The 19,817-nt window shown below is 45.0% G+C and carries 18 protein-coding genes; 8 read left to right on the forward strand and 10 right to left on the reverse strand.

Features of this window, described 5'->3' with window-relative positions; translation table 11 throughout:
• Positions 1-14: 14 nt before the first annotated feature.
• Together QUB08_RS10760 and QUB08_RS10765 are read right to left on the reverse strand one after the other, a co-directional pair.
• Positions 15-2,669 carry a C39 family peptidase gene (locus QUB08_RS10760; protein WP_333224728.1) on the reverse strand — a complete coding sequence of 885 codons (2,655 nt, stop codon included), beginning with the start codon at positions 2,667-2,669 and terminating at the stop codon, positions 15-17.
• A 659-nt stretch (positions 2,670-3,328) separates the two neighbouring features.
• Positions 3,329-3,769, reverse strand: a complete 441-nt coding sequence (locus QUB08_RS10765; RefSeq protein WP_172192900.1) for a peroxiredoxin — start codon at positions 3,767-3,769, stop codon at positions 3,329-3,331.
• A 228-nt stretch (positions 3,770-3,997) separates the two neighbouring features.
• On the opposite strand from QUB08_RS10765, the gene QUB08_RS10770 reads away from it, so the two are divergent.
• On the forward strand, positions 3,998-4,264 hold the full coding sequence (locus tag QUB08_RS10770) for a type II toxin-antitoxin system HicB family antitoxin (RefSeq protein WP_333224729.1): 267 nt from the start codon (positions 3,998-4,000) through the stop codon (positions 4,262-4,264).
• Between the two features lie 140 nt (positions 4,265-4,404).
• Here the strand turns inward: QUB08_RS10770 and QUB08_RS10775 are convergent, their stop codons facing one another.
• Complete coding sequence (locus QUB08_RS10775) at positions 4,405-7,140, reverse strand: DNA methyltransferase (protein WP_333224730.1); 2,736 nt, start codon at positions 7,138-7,140, stop codon at positions 4,405-4,407.
• A 92-nt stretch (positions 7,141-7,232) separates the two neighbouring features.
• Between QUB08_RS10775 and QUB08_RS10780 the strand changes: the two genes are divergently transcribed.
• The 4 genes from QUB08_RS10780 (at position 7,233) to QUB08_RS10795 (ending at position 13,005) form a co-directional block, all read left to right on the forward strand.
• Positions 7,233-7,643 (forward strand): Npun_F0494 family protein, encoded by a 411-nt coding sequence (locus QUB08_RS10780; RefSeq protein WP_333224731.1) that lies wholly within the window; start codon positions 7,233-7,235, stop codon positions 7,641-7,643.
• 211 nt (positions 7,644-7,854) lie between these two features.
• Complete coding sequence (locus QUB08_RS10785) at positions 7,855-8,418, forward strand: Uma2 family endonuclease (protein ID WP_333224732.1); 564 nt, start codon at positions 7,855-7,857, stop codon at positions 8,416-8,418.
• A 267-nt stretch (positions 8,419-8,685) separates the two neighbouring features.
• Entirely contained in the window at positions 8,686-12,276 is a 3,591-nt protein-coding gene (ileS, locus tag QUB08_RS10790) for an isoleucine--tRNA ligase (protein WP_333224733.1), read from the forward strand.
• Positions 12,277-12,405: 129 nt separating this feature from the next.
• On the forward strand, positions 12,406-13,005 hold the full coding sequence (locus tag QUB08_RS10795; protein ID WP_333224734.1) for a hypothetical protein: 600 nt from the start codon (positions 12,406-12,408) through the stop codon (positions 13,003-13,005).
• 348 nt (positions 13,006-13,353) lie between these two features.
• Here QUB08_RS10795 and QUB08_RS10800 read toward each other — a convergent pair whose 3' ends face one another.
• The 4 genes from QUB08_RS10800 to QUB08_RS10815 form a co-directional block, all read right to left on the reverse strand.
• On the reverse strand, positions 13,354-13,650 hold the full coding sequence (locus QUB08_RS10800) for a hypothetical protein (protein ID WP_333224735.1): 297 nt from the start codon (positions 13,648-13,650) through the stop codon (positions 13,354-13,356).
• An 18-nt stretch (positions 13,651-13,668) separates the two neighbouring features.
• Positions 13,669-14,004: a XisI protein gene (locus tag QUB08_RS10805; RefSeq protein ID WP_333224736.1), complete on the reverse strand. Its 336-nt coding sequence runs from the start codon at positions 14,002-14,004 to the stop codon at positions 13,669-13,671.
• The gene (locus QUB08_RS10810; RefSeq protein WP_333224737.1) at positions 13,992-14,408 is read right to left on the reverse strand and encodes a XisH family protein; all 417 of its coding nucleotides are present in this window, start codon (positions 14,406-14,408) and stop codon (positions 13,992-13,994) included. Before QUB08_RS10810 ends, QUB08_RS10805 begins: the two co-directional genes overlap by 13 nt.
• Before the next feature lie 73 nt (positions 14,409-14,481).
• Positions 14,482-14,994 (reverse strand): dihydrofolate reductase family protein, encoded by a 513-nt coding sequence (locus tag QUB08_RS10815; RefSeq protein ID WP_333224738.1) that lies wholly within the window; start codon positions 14,992-14,994, stop codon positions 14,482-14,484.
• A 289-nt stretch (positions 14,995-15,283) separates the two neighbouring features.
• On the opposite strand from QUB08_RS10815, the gene QUB08_RS10820 reads away from it, so the two are divergent.
• Entirely contained in the window at positions 15,284-15,457 is a 174-nt protein-coding gene (locus tag QUB08_RS10820; RefSeq protein WP_333224739.1) for a type II toxin-antitoxin system VapB family antitoxin, read from the forward strand.
• Between the two features lie 505 nt (positions 15,458-15,962).
• Entirely contained in the window at positions 15,963-16,847 is an 885-nt protein-coding gene (locus tag QUB08_RS10825) for an aspartoacylase (RefSeq protein WP_333156187.1), read from the forward strand.
• Between the two features lie 11 nt (positions 16,848-16,858).
• Here QUB08_RS10825 and QUB08_RS10830 read toward each other — a convergent pair whose 3' ends face one another.
• A complete protein-coding gene (locus tag QUB08_RS10830) occupies positions 16,859-17,560 on the reverse strand; it encodes a phosphatase PAP2 family protein (RefSeq protein WP_333224740.1) in 702 nt (233 codons plus the stop codon).
• Between the two features lie 160 nt (positions 17,561-17,720).
• Between QUB08_RS10830 and QUB08_RS10835 the strand changes: the two genes are divergently transcribed.
• Positions 17,721-18,800 carry a M23 family metallopeptidase gene (locus QUB08_RS10835; RefSeq protein WP_333224741.1) on the forward strand — a complete coding sequence of 360 codons (1,080 nt, stop codon included), beginning with the start codon at positions 17,721-17,723 and terminating at the stop codon, positions 18,798-18,800.
• A 171-nt stretch (positions 18,801-18,971) separates the two neighbouring features.
• On the opposite strand, the gene QUB08_RS10840 is transcribed toward QUB08_RS10835, so the two are convergent.
• Both QUB08_RS10840 and QUB08_RS10845 read right to left on the reverse strand, forming a co-directional pair.
• The gene (locus QUB08_RS10840) at positions 18,972-19,535 is read right to left on the reverse strand and encodes a Uma2 family endonuclease (RefSeq protein ID WP_333224742.1); all 564 of its coding nucleotides are present in this window, start codon (positions 19,533-19,535) and stop codon (positions 18,972-18,974) included.
• Between the two features lie 46 nt (positions 19,536-19,581).
• Positions 19,582-19,815, reverse strand: coding sequence for a hypothetical protein (locus QUB08_RS10845; RefSeq protein ID WP_190662685.1), 234 nt, complete (start codon positions 19,813-19,815; stop codon positions 19,582-19,584).
• Positions 19,816-19,817 lie beyond the last annotated feature (2 nt).

A 19,817-nucleotide genomic window follows, 5' to 3' on the forward strand; every position in this document is an offset into this window, starting at 1 on the left:
AACAGTAGAGTAGATTATGGAGAGATAAAATGCGCCCAAACATTCCCATCTGGCCCAGCAACTTGATTGACATAACTGTAGGGATACATCAACTTTCTCCCCTCAGTATCGCTGTAACCAGTGAGTGCATTTCCCCAAGGATCTTGCACGATATAACCCTGAGAATTGTAGCCAATTACAGTAAGAATGTGACCGGCCGCCGTAAAATCTCCTGCTAAAACTACTGGCCGCCGATTCAGCAATTCCGATCGCACCTGGGCCCATGTGCGAGTCGTACTAAAACTCGTCTTAAACTCGTAGGCTTGAATCAGCGCCGAAAGCACGCTGTGATCGGTTTGAGATCCCTGGCCGGCATAGTCGAAACACCACTGCAACAACTCATCCTCCAACTGTCCGCCCCACTCAGAACGAAGACCATAATAATAAAGCACCATGGCGATCGAAGTTACGTTGCAAGTAGACCAGTCAAAACGCGGATTGTCCCGCTGCGAAAAATACGGCACGTTCAATTCCACATTGTTCGGAACCGGATCGAAAATTTTATCTCCCCGCTTGAACTGAACAAAACTAGGAAAAACATAACCTGTATTGCCAAAATTCGGCAGTTCTTCAGTCAGGGAAACTTTCAGGTGAGATCCTTCCGCACCGTAGCTGTTGACGCCGTAAACTCGACCTAAAGGCAACGTAGTTTTCTCGGTACTGCTCAGGCTAGCAGCATCTACCGGCCGTTTTTTAAACACAGTTGCTTGCAGAATTGTCATCGTCAAAGCATCCGGGTCAAAGGGAACTTCTTTGCCGTCTTTTTTAATTTTAACGTCCTGCCAATAAATAAATCCGATATTGCCGAAACCGGGAATAGATTCGGCGAGAGTTACTCGGAAATGTCCCAAAATGCAGGCATAACCAGTAATGGCATAGGTAGTGCCTAAAAGTAGGTCAGCCATTTGATCGGCAGGCAGTTTCGATGAATCTTCGGGTTTAGCTTTAATCTGAGTTGTTTGAGTTACCAAAAGTTGAGCGCTGACGTTGCTATTCGGTACGTCAGCCAGGTTAAATTTTAGGATTTGAGTACCTTTTGCCAACTGAACATCGGGTTCATAAAAATAGCCAAAAGTGCCGATCGGCCAAATTGCTGAATCCAGAACCACCTTGAGATGCCCGTCAATAAATCCGTATTTGCTAACCGCCAAAGTCTGGCCTGCTTTGACAACAACTTTTTGCTGATTGTTGAGCCGGGAAGAATCAAGGGGAGCTACCTTAAACAAAGTGTCAGAAAGTATCTTTAAAGTCAAACCTCGTCCGACAGTTAGCGGATCGGAAGTTACGGTAATGTAAATTATTTGGCTGCCAGTAACGTTGCCTTTGCTGTCAGTTGCCCGCAACCTGAGCCACCGAGCTCCCGCTACGCTAAATCCTTTAGACAAATTAACTTGCCAAGTGCTGGCCTCTTGGTTTAGCGTGACGCTTAGGGGAAATTTATCCTCAGCTATCACCTCAATTTTTGCTGCTTTTTCTCGGTCAAAAGTACCCCGAAGGACTATCGGCTGATTTACTAAAACTTCTGACGGCCCTTGATAAGTTAAATTCACAGCGGGATTAAAAGATTTGCCACCGCGGCTGAATTGCACAAAATCGGGATAAATGAAACCTGTATTGCCAAATTGCGGCAAATTTTCGGTCAGCGAGACTTTAATGTGGCTTTGTTCGATCGAGAATCCGGCAATTCCGTAAATCATTCCCGCCGGCAAGGTAATTTTTTCTTCGGGTGGCAAGCTAGCCGCATTTACCGGGCGCTTTTTAAACACAGTTGTTTTGATGATTGTCATCGTAACTGCATTTCTATCATACTCAATTCCCCTCCCGTCTCGCAAAATTTGGACGTGCAGCCAGTACAGAAATCCCGAAGTTCCTAAGTTAGGAACTGCCCGAGCAAAAGCGACTCGGAAATGGTTTTCTACGCTTGCGTAGCCGAGAAGATTGAAAGTTTCTCCTGGGTTAAATTGTAATTTCTGAGTTGGGCCTAAAGTTCCAGAATCTGCGGGGGTGAACTTTAACCAGGTCTTTTTGATCACCCACAGTAACTGCATTCCAGGCGGCGGGGTCGGCAACTCGGCGCGATCGAATATGAGAATTTTTGCGCCTTTGGTTATAAGTACGTGTTTTTCGTAGAAAAAGCCAGAGGTTCCCACCGGAGGAATTGGATTATTTAGTTGAACATTCAGATGTCCATCTTCTAACTCGTAGTCCCTAATTTGATAAATTTTACCGGCTGGTATTTCCGCTTTTTGCAGGTTGTTAAGATTGCTTGCGGGCAGTGTTCCGACTTTGAATGCGGTATCTCTGAGAGTAATTAACGTAAAAAACTGAGCGGGTGATTGAGAAGCAGGATTAACTTTGATGTTAATTGTTTGTTGGCCGATAACTTTGCCGGTCTTATCGCTTGCCCTCACCTGCAGTGTGCGAGTTCCTGCGCTATCGAATCCTTTTTCTAAACTGATGTTCCAAATGCCTCTAGAGAGATTTCTCCCTACATTCAGGGCATTGGAGCCTTCTGTTGCTGAAATCGCTGCCACTAGATTTTTGTCAAAAGTGCCAAGTAACACAGCGGGTCTATTGACCTCAATTTCTCGCGGGCCTAAGTAACTCAAAATAATGTTGTTGGTTGTCATTATATATCCCTCTACCTACTTAGTTATTCAGCTAAAGCAAGGATAACTTCTGATTTTATCAAACACAATGACCCGAACCAGGAAAAAATCGCCCTTAGATTCAGCCTACGGGCGGTTAATGCCTTTTCCAGCATAAGTTTTTAATTATTGGCGGGAGTTGCCCCACAAATCTAACTTTAGACGTACAAAAAGCACCTTAACCGAATATATGCCTAGTTAAGCGGATTTGTGGTGCAAGTTTTGAGGGAAGGAATTTAGTGCGAGTCGGTTGTTTCCCCCTGTACCCTTGACCCATCACTGGCTGAGTCAATCGATTTTAGATTTTAGATTTTAGATTTTAGATTTTAGAATTGAAGGATTGACCCCACGGATGAATCCGGGGGCTTGTATCCTGGATGCTTTCGGTCAGGACTTAGGATCGCGAATTAAATAACTTACAATTTTAATTGTTATTGTGGGATGGGCGTCCCGCCCATCTTTTTTGGACGGGCGGGACGCCCATCCCACAAACTTGTGGAAGTTATTTAATTCTCATTCCTTACGAAAAAAACCCGGTTCCTAGGAGAATATTGCTGATAGCAACGAGGCATCTAGGAAGAAACCGGGTTTTTAGCCGTTTGGTGCGTGTAGGAAGGTTAGTGCGATCGGCTAAACTTCGACTAAACTATGGTGACGAGAATATCTTGAGCGTGAGTGTCAACTTTCATGGTTTCCCCTTCATAAACCTGAATGATTTTGCCGGTACCGTCGATGACAAAAGTAACGCGCTTGGCATAATCGCCTTTCTCGACATCGTAAGCTTTGGTAATCGTGCCATCAACATCTGCTAATAGCTGGAAAGGCAAACCGTATTTTTCTGTGAACTTTTGGTGCGATTCCTCGTTGTCGCGGCTGACACCGAGAACTACTATATCTTTGCCTTTGTATTCTTCATGGGCTGCTTTGAAGCTTTGGGCTTGTCTGGTGCAGCCCGGGGTGTCATCTTTCGGGTAGAAATACAAGATTACGGTTTTACCTGCGAATTGGGACAGGGAGACGGTGTTGCCGTTGGTGTCTTTGGCGGTAAACTGAGGGGCAGCGCACCCAACTGGTAATGTCATAGTTTTGTTTCCCTTGGGATTTACCAACCTATTTTAGTTGATTTTGGGCTGCTACCGCCAATCTTTTGAATGTGAGGTTCGGGATTGAGTTTGTCCCAGGGAAATTTTACGCTTGGAAAGAGTTCAATAGGGTGATTTTCTGCGTTGACTGGCGGGCGATCGCGTGTTAGATTATCGGCGTTATCTCCTGATTTGCCGACTCGATTAAATTAATTAAACAAATAAATTATGCTTGATTTCTACACTGTCATTATCAGAAAAAGTGCTGATTATTGGGTTTCTTTGTGTTTAGAAAATGGATTGGTGGGACAAGGCAATACTCCCGAACAATCTATTGATAAACTCAAACAAGCTATTGAGTCATTTTCCGAAGTCTATGAATCCGAGTCTGATGTTTATCTCAGCCCTCTTTCTATTAATGAGTTACACGAATTTCTGACTTTAGAAGATGCGGAAGCTTCAGATACTTATGAATTCAGGAAAGTTTATGCCTAAAATAATTAGACTTACAGGACTTACGCAGGGGCCAGAAACCGGGTTTTTTTACGAAAATACTGAATTACAACCCGCAGATTTGGTAAAAAACCCGGTTTCTTTGGTAGAAGTGCGTCCAGGACTGGATTTAACTAGCATTCTTATACAACAGGCCGCGAACAGGGAGCGACAACCGGTAATCCCTCAGTTTCTCGCTGTGCAACTTCAAAGTTTAATTCTAATAGAAACTTTAAGGGGTCTTGGTTGGGTTTGATATCGTAGGCTTTGCAAACGAGTTGGTCTAATTGGGCGTGGAGTTTGGCAATTTCGCTGGCGGGTTCATTAAAAAACTCGTTGTATAATTGGGTAATACCACACTGTTTGCGCTCCATATACTCGGTGCGGTAGTCATGGAGAACCTGCATGGCTGCTCGAATTTCGGTTTTAGTTTTTTCTGGGCAATTTTGGGGAAAGGGAAATGTTTCAAAACAGGTGTTGTGAGTGTAACGTGTATCGGCTTTAAGGGTTGAGCTTTGTGCTTTTACCCACTGACGATGCAGATTTGAAGTTAGGATGCCAAGAACATAGAAGTCATCTGAAGCCACAGGATGGCAGCTATTTCCATGCAAGTAATTACAATCAGAAATTAAAAATATCGACCACTTTGAAGTTTCTGGGACGGCGAAACAAAAGGGTAAAGTTGCTAGAGCTTTTCGCATTGCTTCATTCGTGCGCTTGAATCGCCACCATTTTTCCCGCATGACGGCTTCTCGATTAGATTCTCGTTGAGGCTTGACGTACTTTTTAACATGATCGAACGGTAGCTGGTAATCACTAACCTCTTCTAAACTGCGATTGTCAAAATCAATAATCCAACGCTCTGGCTTTCCCTGGGGGTTCTGTGCCAGATTCGCACCCGTTGAAAAGAGCTTGAGAACATCTTGATTTTTAGGATCGGCTTTAATCCATTGCTTTACCTCTCTTTCAGTTACAATAAAACCCTTATCATTAGGTTGCACTCCTACGAAACATTGATTTAAGTTGGCTTTAATCTTTACAGATTGAGAAGCATCGACTTCTGCCTTGAGAGAAGAATTGATATGAGAAACAACTTTATAATCAATACGGCACGTTAATTCTTTACTCTCAGAGATTTTGAGCCAATTGACAATACTAATGTGTACTTTCGCTTCACCAGACCAAGGCTGAGTAGAAATTGCATCATAAATACAACCACCATTTTGAATGATGTAGTCTAAAGTAGCTTGACGAGTTTGACCTTGAGAAATGGTGTTTGTTGCGACTAAACCAGCCCGGAAATCTTCCCTTAAGTGATTATGAGCAAGGCGAAACCAGTAGGAACAAAGATCTACTTTACCTTTTACATCAGGAAATTTAGCAAAAATACGATCGACATAATCATCACCAAGGGTTAGTCGCAGACGATTACCACCCAAAAAGGGAGGATTGCCAATAATTACATTAACTTGTTCCCACTCGCAAAACAGAGCATCATCACAGCGGATATTGCGATCGAGATTATCGAGCGGCAATGCTTGCTCTAGTTCCAGTGCCAGGTTCAACTGTACAACATTGAGCAACTGGTTTTCTTCATCTAAGGCTAACTTTTTTGCAAGCATCAGCGTCACTTTTGCCAATTCCACGGCAAAGGGTTTGATGTCAATCCCGTAAAACTGGCTTGTCTTCACCAGCGACATCGTACCTATCGCATTAGCAGCACGAGAGAAATTTTCATGAATTTTAGTTAGCAATTGTGCCTCTAGTCGCTTCAGTTCCCGATAAGCAACATAGAGAAAATTACCGCTGCCGCAAGCTGGATCGAGAACTTTGAAATCAAGTAATTCTTGCCGCAGTGCCAACAAATCTTTGAGCGTCTTCGCAGCTTCAATCCGTTCTCGCCACGGGCGGATAATCGTAGGCAAAACCACTTTTTGAATGTCTGCCTCGCTGGTATAGTGCGCTCCCAACGCATGACGTTCCTCTTTGCCCATACTGGACTCAAACAACGCGCCAAAAATCGCCGGTTCTACCTTTGACCACCGTTCCTTTGCTGCCTCTAATAGCAGATCGATTTCGCTGCGAGTTAGGGCGATGGGTTCAACAACTGAGAAGATACCGCCATTAAAATAGGATACATCTCGATAGCGGCTGTCTTTAGGTGCGGGGCGATCGCTTCCCATTTGCCGAAACAATCCCCCAATTAAATCATAAGAACTCTCTCGATTGGTCTTGCAAATATCTAAAAATTCCGTGAATAAACCTCTAGGCAATAAATCGATATCTTCAGCAAACAATGCTACTACACACTGAAGGATAAACCTTTGAGCGGTTTCTACTTTTTCTCCTCGCTCCACCAAGCGATTGAAAACTAGAGCAACTTTGTCAGCGGCAGTTCGCGTTACATCAATTTGGTTGTTATTGAATAAAGGCTGGCGATTTTCGGGAAAAAGAAAGTTTAAGGCTGTGAAGCGATGGGGTAACTCTTCGAGATTTACGCGGTCTACAGGTTCCCGCAGTTGTAAATCGAAGTCATAAATCCAAAACTCATCAAAGTTGCAAAGAACCACATATTTGGGACGTTGCGGCACTAGCTCCAGCCAGTATTCAAAGGCTTGTTGATAGTATTTTTCCAGTTTTTCGCCCCGTTTTTTCATCTCCAGCAACAACCTGGGCCGCCACAGCAAATCGGCAAATTTCGTAGTTTTGCCTTTCGCCTTTACTCGAAATTCTAGTTCGGCTCCCGCTTCCTTGTAGCCTAGATGACCGAAGGCTTGAAACAGGCGATCGCAAAATACTTGAGCTTCGCCCTTTTCGTCTCCCTTCAAAGTACGGACGTATTCAATAAACCTGTTGATATTATTTAGTGTATCGGTCATAATAAGTGTAAAATTAGGATCGATAGGGTGAATCAGCCCGCTCGGATATCTGTAACAATTAAAAATATAGTACCTGTTCAGAGGTTTTTTGAATGACTTTTATCCCATCCGAAGCGTTTAAATCTATTAGTTATCCCGATCGCACTGTCAAAAGAGCCGATCGCGCCGTCCGCTGTTCCCCTTTTCAATTACACTTCTTCCAGACCATCCGCGATAACAGTGTTTTCCTAAGTGCGATCGCCTCAAATTCCGGTGTCGAAAGCGGCTACACCCGATCGCCCGTATCCGAACTCGTAGCCGAAAACTCGCTACTGTGGCTGATCCAAGTCGGCGTGTTGCGGCGGGAAGTAGACGGACAAGGGATTACCGACAGTTTTCGCCTCACGCCCCTGGGTCGCCAACTCGTGGAAAAATGGGAACAGGAAGGAGACAAAGTGCCGGATGCTTCATTGTGCGATCGCATGGGAAATGCCGTTAGCCGCGGGTTGGGAGTATTTCTATAACCGGAATGGCAGCTAATAAGTGGTTGAACCTTAAAATTTAAGCTTTTGGGCGGGCAAGATGCCCACCCCACAAGAGTTTGAAGAAATCTACCCCACAAGCAAATTTACTCTTTGTGGAACAGGCATCTTGCCTGTTCTTGAGAGATGTGAGTATAAATTAAATGCACGATCGCTTAACTAATACAAATTAAACTTAAATCCAATTAAAATAATGGTTCAAACCGCTTCTAAACCTTTGACTCTCGATGAATTTCTCCAACTGTCGGAAACCAAACCCGCCAGCGAATTCATCGATGGTCAAATTATCCAAAAACCTATGCCCCAAGGAAAACACAGCACTATTCAAAGCGATTTGGGTGGTGATATCAACCGGGTACTCAAACCCCAACGCATCGCGCGCGCCTATCCAGAATTGCGCTGTACCTTTGGCGGTCGATCGACTGTACCCGATCTTGCAGTCTTTACCTGGGAACGCATTCCCCGCGATGAAAACGGCGAAGTAGCCAATACTTTCGCCATCGCCCCCGACTGGACAATCGAAATTCTTTCCCCCGACCAAAGTCAAACTAAAGTCGTCCGCAACATTCTCCACAGTCTCGGCCACGGAACCCAGATGGGCTGGTTGATTGACCCGGAAGAAGAAGTGGTATTTGTCTATTTTGCCGATCGCACCTTAGCAGTTTTTGAAGAACCGGGCGATCGCATCCCCGTTCCAAGCTTTGCCGAATCCTTCAATCTCACCGTGGGTGAAATGTTCAGTTGGCTGACTCAGTAGCGCTACCTCGGTTTGTTTAGGAATGATTTAACCGCAGAGGGCGCAGAGGGCGCAGAGGAAGAGAAGAGAGAGAGTTCTACGGATTTGGTTCGATCTAATGTGCGGTCGATCGCTTATACTAAAATATCTGGTTGTCAGCTCTTCAATGACGAGAGATGACTAAAGTGGTCACTACAAACTTGATTATGATTATTTAACCGGACTTGATCTCATCTTTCAAATAACCGCTAACTACTAACAACTAACTACATAAAAAGTTTGTCAAAAATGGAAGCTAAATCTTACAAAGACACGGTAAACCTGCCCAAAACCAAGTTTGATATGCGCGCTAACGCTGTCAAACGGGAACCAGAATTGCAACAATTTTGGGCAGATCAAGAAATCTACGATCGCCTTTCGGAAAATAACCCAGGCGACTTGTTCATCCTGCACGACGGGCCACCCTACGCCAACGGACAACTCCACATCGGCCACGCCCTCAACAAAATCCTTAAAGACTTTATCAACCGCTACCAAATGCTGCGCGGCAAAAAAGTCCGCTACGTTCCCGGTTGGGATTGTCACGGATTGCCGATCGAACTTAAAGTATTGCAGAATATGAAATCGGAGGAGCGGCTAAATCTTACGCCGATCGAACTCCGCCGCAAAGCCTCCGCCTTCGCCCAGCAAACAATGGAACAGCAGCGCGAATCCTTCCAGCGCTACGGCGTTTGGGGCGACTGGGAACACCCGTATTTAACCCTAAAACCCGAATACGAAGCCGCCCAAATCGGCGTTTTCGGTCAAATGGTGCTCAAAGGCTACATCTACCGCGGCTTCAAACCGGTTCACTGGAGTCCGAGCTCGAAAACAGCCCTCGCCGAAGCCGAATTGGAATATCCCGAAGGCCACACGTCGCGCAGCATCTACGTCGGCTTTCATGTGAGAAAATTGTCAAAATCTTTGCAGTCGAAGCTCAAGCGCTATATGCCGAGCCTCTGGGCGGCGATTTGGACGACTACCCCCTGGACGATTCCAGCCAACTTGGCGATCGCCGTCAATCCCGAACTGACTTATGCTGTGGTGGAACCGCCGGCAAATTCCCACATCGCACAACAATTTATGTTAGTAGCTGTCGATGCGGTCGATCGGCTGTCGGCAACTTTTAATACAGAATTAAAAATACTTGCTACGTTCAAAGGCAAAGAACTAGAAGGTTGCAGCTACAAACACCCGCTGTTCGATCGCGAAAGTCCAATTGTTGCCGGCGGCGACTACATTACCGCCGATTCAGGAACCGGATTGGTGCACACCGCACCGGGGCACGGACAAGAAGACTTTATCGTCGGAAAACGCTGCGGTTTACCAGTGTTAACGCCCGTAGATGAAAACGGAAATTTTACCGCAGAAGCCGGACAGTTTGCAGGTTTAAATGTCCTCGGAGACGGCAACGGGGCAGTGATTGACGCCCTTGCCGAAGCCAATTGTTTGATTAAAGAGGAAAGTTACGCTCACTCTTATCCTTACGATTGGCGCACGAAAAAGCCGACCATTTTTCGGGCGACGGAACAGTGGTTTGCCTCGGTTGAAGGGTTTAGAGATGAAGCTTTAAAAGCGATCGCGGGTGTGAATTGGATTCCCGCCCAAGGGGAAAATCGGATTACTGCAATGGTGGGCGATCGATCGGATTGGTGCATCTCCCGCCAGCGGATTTGGGGTGTTCCCATTCCGGTATTCTACGACGAAGAAACCAACGAACCGCTGCTGAATGAAGAAACGATCGCCCATGTGCAAGCCATCTTTGCCGAGAAGGGTTCCGATGCTTGGTGGGAATTGTCGATCGATGAATTGCTGCCGGAATCTTACCGCAATAACGGCCGCACTTACCGCAAGGGAACCGACACGATGGATGTGTGGTTTGACTCGGGTTCTTCCTGGGCCGCAGTTGCCCAAGGTCGATCGGAATTAAACTATCCTGCTGATATCTATTTGGAAGGTTCTGACCAACATCGCGGCTGGTTTCAATCCAGCTTGCTTACCAGTGTAGCAACTAACGGCGTTGCTCCATACAAAACAGTTTTGACTCACGGTTTTGTGCTCGATGAAAAAGGCCGCAAGATGAGCAAATCTGAAAAGAATGTCGTCGATCCGGCAGTCGTAATTAATGAATATGGAGCCGATGTTTTGCGGTTGTGGGTGTCTTCGGTAGACTACTCGGCAGACGTGCCTTTGGGCAAAAACATTCTCAAACAGCAGTCGGATGTTTACCGCAAAATTCGCAATACAGCTAAGTTTTTGCTGGGTAATTTGCACGATTTCGATCCGGCAAAAGATGCCGTTGCTTACGAGGAATTGCCGGAACTCGACCGCTATATGCTGCACAGAATGGGCGAAGTATTTGCGGATGTCCAAGATGCTTTTGAAAGCTTCCAATTTTCCCGATTTTTCCAAACTGTGCAGAATTTCTGCACGGTGGATTTGTCGAATTTTTACTTGGATATTGCCAAAGACAGACTTTACATCAGCGCGACAGATACCCTTCGCCGTCGCAGTTGTCAGACGGTGATTGCCATTGCTGTGGAGAATTTAGCACGGGCGATCGCACCTGTTTTGTGTCACATGGCTGAGGATATTTGGCAGTACCTTCCCTATCCGACTCCGTACAAGTCCGTGTTTGAAGCCGGCTGGGTGCAAATTGATGCTTCATGGCACAATCCAGAATTGGCTACTCGCTGGCAGTATTTGCGACAAGTGCGCGGCGAAGTTAACAAGGTTTTGGAAAAAGCCCGGATTGAAAAGGCGATCGGTTCTTCTTTGGAAGCTAAGGTTTTATTGTACGTTCCCGATGTTGAGAAAAGACAGCAATTGCAAGCTTTCAATCCCAGCAGCGAAGAATTGGTGGATTATGTGCGATCGCAAAATTCAGTCATAGAGTTAGCTGCAGAGGAGAAAGCAAAAGCAGCACAAGATAAACAGGAAGAACAAGCGGCAAAAGTTGCCAAAGTCTTGACAGAAAATACAATTTATGTTGAGCAGAAAACGATCGCACAAAAGAGCGATCGACCTTCTCAGATAGTAGAGTATTCTGTCCCTGAACTGTCGGCCTCAGATTCGCAGCCAATCTTCGATCAAGCCGCCGAGTTTGTGGCTAATTTGCCTGAATACGCGGGAAAGTTTTTCACAGAATACCAACAAGCGCTGGTAACACTTGGGCTGTTAGCCTCTGTGTTGATAACGGGCCGAGTAACGCTGGCGGTTTTGGATACGATGAATCAGATTCCGATGTTGGGAGGCCTCTTTGAAGTCATCGGCATCTTATTTACCATCTGGTTTGCTTTCCGTCACTTGCTGTTTGCCGCCAACCGTCAAGAAATTGCACTACAAATTGATTTCCTGACAGCAGATGTGGTGGGCCGGAGTACAGCGCTTGTACTTGCAGAAACAAAGGCGATCGTCCTCGCACCGGCATTAGATACAGCGCTTGTGCTTGTAGAAACAGAGGCGATCGCACAAACAGCCCCAGCCGAAAAAGTGTTTGTAGAAACACCCCAAATCCCGCAAGCAGAATTAGTTGCAGTCGAACCCAAACCAGAAATTCCTGCTGACCTAGCTGCAGGGCACGATTCTACAATGACCGGCAACGGTGTAGACGAATTGCGGTATTTGTTCATTACTTCGGAAGTGGAACTGGTAGAATCGAATGCAATCCTGCAAGAATTGCCGTACAGTTATCAGTCTCCAGAGTTGGCGATTGGTGTAGTCAAAGCAGACGGCCAAAAGTGCGATCGTTGCTGGAATTACTCGACTCACGTCGGAGAGTCGATCGAACATCCGCTAATTTGCGAACGCTGCGTGTCAGCAGTTGACGGCAAATTTTAACTCTGGTGTGTACTACGCACCTTACATCTAAATGTAGGGTGCGTAGTCAGCACAGAACAGCCAATCTGCACTCTCTCAAAAGATTTTTTTTGCAACATCGTTTCCGGTAACTACGGAATTATAAAAGCAATGGCTTACAGCGATTTCAAATTAAGTAATGTAAGTAAAATATTTGAATTGACAATTACTGAGTCTTCCCACCTATTCGCTGATGTTCCCGAAATAGAACCCAGCGAATTATTAACAACTCTTCTCAAAGAAAATATCGATCTCGCGGTTTCAATTAATACCGAAAAAGCGCGATCAGAAATGATTATAGCCCCAATTCTTCTAGAAATTAGGCGCAAATTAAATTATCATATAAGTTTATTTTCTGGGATCGAGTTTAATGTCGATCCAAGTAAAGGACTCAATGGATTTTGCGATTTTTTAATGAGCAATTCTCAGGAACAGTTGTTTATTTCCACTCCCATATTGGCAATTGTAGAGGCAAAAAATGAGAACTTGAAAGCAGGATTAGGTCAGTGTATCGCTGAAATGGTAGCAGCACAATTGTTTAACCAACAAGAAGGTAATGAAATCTCGATCATTTACGGCGCTGTCACAACTGGTACAGTTTGGCAATTTCTAAAACTGGAAAATAAGGTGGTTTCGATAGATTTAACCGAGTATTTTATCCGAGATATTCAGAAAATCATCGGAATTTTAATCAAAGCTATGAACGGCTAACACTAAGGTGTGTACTGAACAGTATTAGTAGCTAACTAACTGTAGGGTGCGTCAGGGTAAAAATTCTTGAGTAGGCGATTAAAACATTCGCCCCTGACCACGAATTTCTTGATGGTATCAAGCCCCCGGATTTATCCGTGGAATCAATCCCAAATCGAAAATCGAAAATCCTCAAGAAAGAGCATTGATCCGTGGGGTCGCCTCTAAAATCTAAAATCTAAAATCTAAAATCGATTGACGCACCCTACCATAACTTGTAGTCAAACTGTACGCAGTGCACACCATACAAACTCAACCGGTGCCCAGTGCACACTATACAGATAGAGGTTCTAAAATCGATTACCAAAACTATTTCTGATTAAAAAAACGGCAGACGATTTCACCAGGGTTGTTTTGTCCAAACGCCAAAACAGTTCCATATTTCTTAACTGTAGTGCGATCGCGGCAATTGTAGACTTCCAGAGGCTGTTTCACTCCATCAACACTCAGAATTACCCTGTATTCCCAATAATTTTTTGCACTGCGTTTGATATCGACAATGCAAATCTCGCTTCCTTGATAATTGCGGCATACAGAGGCCTCAGCAGGAAGGGAATTCCAGAAAAAAGATATTAATAGCAACAAGTAGCAAACACATTTCATCATCGGCGATCGCATTTTCCTTTACGCTACCCCGAACCCAGTATGCGGACGCTTGTAAGGTGGATGCAACCCCAACACAATATCCTCCTCAGACACCCCCATCTCTACAAATTCCCGTGCAATATCCACCTCTGTCATATTGCGCTGAATCCAAATTTTGCTATCCTTAATATCCAAATGAATGAAACAGTTGTATATCCGCTTTAGTCCCTCCCAGCCAACATCGAGTAACTGATAGTGGTCATGTTCCCCATCAAAAACAAGCTGGCATTCAACGTCGGAATTAGGCTTTTCTATCGTTGCTTGTTGAGTTAGCAATTTGCGGATACACTGGCGGTAATGCTCTACTCTTTCCATTCCACAATTACCTCCTTTTGAGGATGGTAAACGACGAGTTTAAGTTGATACACATTGACCGCTTCTTGGATAAATGGCTCTTGAAAAAACGAGTCAAAAGTATCAAATGGTACTGCTAGATACAGTGTTCTGTCCGGTTCTTTGATTTGTAAGGCAAGCCGATAATTCAAAAATTGACCCAAGGCGAGATGAAAGTCAGTAATTGCAGAGTTGTTGAGAAAGCTTTTAATTTCAACAGCAATTTTTTGCCCTAATTTCTCTGCTGCCAAAATCTTCTCTGCCGCTAAATCAATCTCAAACTTAACACCCTGAATTTTGACGATCAGCGGATCTGCGGTGATTTCCCACTCCTCCTTCTGAAGCGCTTTTTTTACAGCATCATGAAATAAATCTCTAGCAGCCATTTCTCCCTCATACAGCTTCTATATCTATCTTATAGCAGCCAGAGCGAGAGCGCCTAAGCTGCTGCGATAGCCCTCAAGTCGCGACATCATAAGATAGCTGAACCATACCAGAACTGTATGTCTGACATCCAGTTAACTGCAAAGCTGTAGTATTTATGGGATTAGTAAATAAAGGAATTCCCTCGCCCAAAATAATCGGGTGCACCGAGAGAATCACTTCGTCAACAAAATTTTGATTGAGGAAATCGCGAATCAGCAGAGAACCTCCCACCAACCAAATATTCTTGCCCTCAAGCAAGCGCAACTCCTTGACAAAATTCTCTAAATATGTTACCACTTCGACATCCGAAGTAGCTTGAAAATCTAGATTATTCGTAAAAACATAACTCTTTTTTTCCTGGTACGGGTACTCGCCAAAAGTTAGAACTTGTTCGTAAGTTTTCCGACCCAGGAGAACCGTATCGATGCTATCTAAGAATTTAGTATAGCCGTAATTTTGGTCTGTAAAGAGCCAGTCAATATCGCCATTCGATCGGGCGATATAACCGTCCAGACTAGATGCAATGAATAGTACAATTTTACGCATGGCAACACCGAGGTTTGTGGAATGATTGGAGCGATCATCGCCCCAACTTTAATTTTAAATGATTTAGTGTCCTGACGGTAGCTTGAGTTCGATACCCACTTGGTCTCTCGGTAGTCTTGATTTTATTGTGACAGGATTTTTCGCTGGGTGGGGAGTTGTTCGCGCGTCACAATCAAAGAAACCGGGTTTTTTTTGGTTTCTACACTGTCATGCGTCTTCTGGGCAAAAACCCGGTTTCTGAGCGAGGCATCACAACTATAATAAAATAACCGTTAAAAGAGGAAAGCCAATGGTGGCAAGCCTGAATATGGATACGGCACTGCTGCAAGAGGATCTCGAACTTGAGGGAGAAATTGAGTTCGAGACTCTAGTTGAAATCGCCTTGCGCGAATACATTCAACGCCGCAAACAGCCACAGAATCTCGAACTTAGCTTTGGAGAATCTCTAGCGTGCATTTCGTGAAAAATATCAACTGCACAAACTGGGTTTAAATCCTGATGAAAGTTGGGGAGAAGTTCGCGATCGAACTTTTGCAGGACGCGAGGTCATCTTTGAATGACGCTGCATTATTTACTCGATGCTAACACGATCTCCGAAATAACGGTGGCAATTCCTCCAACCCAACCCCGCCAAATCAAATTCTGTCTGGCCTTCATCAGTGGCTTTGTAGATTAACTGCAATAAGTGCGCTCTCGTCATGCCCTTTGTCTCTGAGTAGTCTTCATTTTATTGTGACCGAAATTTTTGGATCGAGGCGAGAAACCGGGTTTCTATGAATTTTTTGGTTGGGTGACGAGAAATATCGAGAGAAACCCGGTTTCTGAGATTCACGCATGGGGCGAGAAACCCGGTTTCTACAAGCTTTTAGTTGGGGAACGATAAATACACAAAAAAACCGGGTTTCTCAGGTTTGTTTTACCAACAGATGACAAAGGGTGGTACGCTTGGGATAGGAAGTTATTTGTCTATGAACCAAATTAAACGTGTTGCCATAGTGGGAGGAACCCACGGAAACGAACTCACAGGAATTTACCTCGTGAAGAAATTCGATCGCGCGCCAGAGTTAATTGGGCGATCGACTTTTGAAACAATCGCCCTGCTAGCCAATCCCAAAGCTTGCGAAATCGGGACACGCTACATCGATATCGACCTCAACCGCTGCTTTAGAAAACAAGATTTAGAAAATCCCCATCTGTCCAGCTATGAAGCGCTACGGGCGAAAGAAATCTACCGCCTTTTGAGCGCAAAAAGCACTCATCTGCCCAACTTAATTATCGATTTGCACAGCACCACATCCAACATGGGGCTAACATTTATTCTTGCCAGCCATCATCCATTTAACCTGCAACTAGCAGCTTATTTAACCTCTGTGTATCCCCACCTCAAGGTACTCGCTTCGGCAACCAAGAATCATGATAGTCCTTTGCTGCGCTCGCTTTCCGAATTAGGTGGTACGCTGGAAGTTGGTGCAGTGCCGCAAGGCGTCTTGGATGCCTCTTTATTTCAGCAAACTGAGCAAGTTGTCGGCACGATATTAGACTGCGTAGAAGCCTACAATCAAGGCACAATGCCTGCTGCAAAAAATCCCCTGACTATTTATCACACCATTGGGGCGATCGACTATCCCAGAAATGAGAACAGAGAAATTCAGGCAATGATTCATCCTCACCTGCAATCCAGAGATTATCAAGCCCTGAATCCCGGTGATCCGATGTTTTTGACCTTTGATGGTGAGTCAGTATTGTCTGAAGGTAAATCAACCGTATATCCAATTTTTATTAACGAGGCTGCTTATTATGAAAAAGGAATTGCCATGTGTTTTACTCAAAAGCAAATAGTCAGTCTTGAGTAGAAAATTAAAAATTATTCTTGAGAATTTTCAGGTGACAAAAACTCCTCTTTAGAAGCCGTAGTAAAAGAACGCAATTCCTTCCATATTTCCAAAGTGATAATACAGGTAATCAGCCACACCAAACCAGCCGTATAACCAGCAATAACATCGGTAGGCCAGTGAACTCCTAGGTAAAGTCGGCTCAAACCAATAGCAGAAATTAATACAACTGTCAAGCTGTAAATTGACCAGCGCTGCTTGGGAAAGCGTGCACCCAAAAAATATCCTAGTAAACCGTAAATAACCATTGAAATCATTGCGTGGCCGCTAGGAAAACTGTAAAATGTTACATTAACAACGCGCTCCCAAAGTTGAGGTCGATCGCGGGCAAAAAGTTTTTTTAACAGTAAATTTAAACCGATCGCTCCCCCACCCGCGAGCGCAATTGTTGCAGCTTCCGAGCGGTGATTGCGCGCTAGCAAAACAATACCCAAGCTCAGACAAATCACTAGCAGCAACTTCGGCTCGCCCAAAAAGGTAAAGCCCAGCATTATTTGATCGCGCAGCGGAGTGTGCAATTCCCTCAGAGCTAGTAAAATAGAGGTATCGAAAGTGTAACTTTCTTTTTCCAACACGTCTTCGGCAATAGTGGCAAATCCCCACATCGCCAAAGCAGCAACAGCAAGACCGGCTAGCCGAATTATCGAAATGAGCGATCGAATTTTAGAACCCATTCTTGAACTAATTAAAATTTTAAAATATCCAACTCAAAATAATACAACAAATATAGGAAACGAAAACGCCTTACCCATCGTCAAGATTTTTGATCTCCTCTATTCTGAATGATTAATTGATTTTTCACTACCCACCTCAGCTTTTACATCCAACGGGCGAATGACTATACTATCAAAAAAATACATTTCTGCAATTTTGTTGACCTTGGGGTTGACAAGTCTGTCTAGCTGTGCTAATAACAGCGGAGTAAGTGCCCCGATCGCCGAAGCCCACACGATCGCCCAGCGTCTCGTTTCGACCGCAGTCGCCCAAAAGCCGAACAACCCGCAATTCGGTCAGCCGATCGACTGTACCCTAGGAAAAGACTGTTTTGTATTGCTGTATTTCGATCGAGAACCCGGCCCCACCGCCGTCGATTTTGGCTGCGGGCGCCAAACCTACGACGGGCACGACGGCACAGACTTTGCCATTCCCGACGCCAAAGCAATGGCAAAAGGAGTTCCAGTTATTGCCTCCGCAGCAGGCAAGGTTTTGCGAGCACGAGATGGTGTTGTCGATCGGCGTTTACAAAACGATACAGACAAAGCCAACATCGCAGGCACAGAATGCGGCAACGGCATGGTAATCGACCACGGCGGTGGTTGGGAAGCCCAATACTGCCACTTCCGCAAAGGCAGCGTTGCCGTCAAACCGGGTACGCAGGTACAAAAAGGCACAGTTTTGGGCATGGTGGGAAACTCTGGGATGGCCTCTTTCCCCCACGTACACGTAACTTTTCGCTATCAAGGCAAACCAGTAGATCCCTTTGTCGGGCCCGACGCGAAGGTAGGCTGCAACATCGCCCGCAATCCTATTTGGGACAAGCCTCTAGACTATATTTCCACAGGTTTAATTCGGGCCGGTTTTGCCAATAAGCCGCCCGATATCAACGCTGTCTGGGAAGGACAATTTTCCGAGACTCAACTCCCTGCAAACAGTCCAGCTTTGTTGTTTTGGGTGCAAAGTTACGGAGTGCTCAAGGGCGATCGCGAACAATACAAATTATTTGCACCCAACGGCACAACCATCGCCGATCAGACCAATGAAATTAAAGCCCCCAGCCGTACTTGGTTGGGTTATGTCGGCAAAAGAAACAGTACAAACTCTCCTCTGATTCCGGGAGTTTGGCGGGCAGAATACCGGTTGACGCGGGGCGATCGAGTTTTAGCAGAAGTCAAGCGAGAAGTTGAGTTGCGTTAGTTAGTTGACTGTTGACTGTTGACTGTTGACTGTTGACTGTTGGCAGTATTTAATCCGTGTAGCCGTGTCAAAATCACTCTCTTCCCTCTTCCCTCTTCCTTCTTCCCTCTTCCCTCTTCCCTCTTCCCTCTTCCCTCTTCCTTCTTCCCTCTTCCTTCTTCCTTCCGAAGATTATTTCAGCAGCCAGCCAAATAATTCTCCGACACTCAACCGCAGTTCGTTAGCGAAGGACGGCACAGGTAGCACCATTTCTGGTTCATCAAATACTGCTGTCTGTTGCTGGGGAACATAAACAAAAACGCATTGTTCGTCGGGATCGATCAGCCAGCCCATTTGAGTTTGATGATTTAAGCAGTGCAGAATATTTTTAGTAACTTTAGTTTGACTTTGGTCAGGTGACAAAATCTCAATTGTCCAATCAGGAGCTATGGGAAAGACATTAGCAATTTCGCCGTTATCATCGGCGGGAATTCTGTTCCAGACAAATACTGAAACATCAGGCACTGTTGACCTTCCACCAAACGTACACCGGAGTTCGGGAAATGCTCGTGCAACTTTTTTGGGTTTTAATATAGCGTTAATGAAAATAATTAGTTCACATTGAGTCGCACTGTGTTTCCCTTGTGGCATTGGCTTCTGAATAATTTGATTGTCAATGTATTCGCTGGCAGGTTTGGTTTCGGGTAGTTGGAGAAACTCTTCTAAAGTTAAGGATTTTAATCTTGTTTGTACCATTTTAAGTTCACCTCTAATGAAGTAGATCTTTTAGCAGCAGTCGAGTCTAAGGTAAATTGTTCCAAGCTTGAGCCACAATGTCGCTCAGCCATAGCCTCTGAGCAAAATCGAGCAGATTGTCGTCCGCGAGTACCTCAGCCTTTAATTCATCCAAAGACTGAGAGCGCGATCGAGCTATTTGAATCACACCCGCAATCGCCGACGCCACCAATTCTTCATTAAGCGGCTGCTGTCGCAAAGCAATCATTTCTTGAGGATTCGTAGGAATGGGATAATTCATAG

It is taken from the genome of Microcoleus sp. BR0-C5 (assembly GCF_036705045.1).
GTDB lineage: Bacteria > Cyanobacteriota > Cyanobacteriia > Cyanobacteriales > Microcoleaceae > Microcoleus.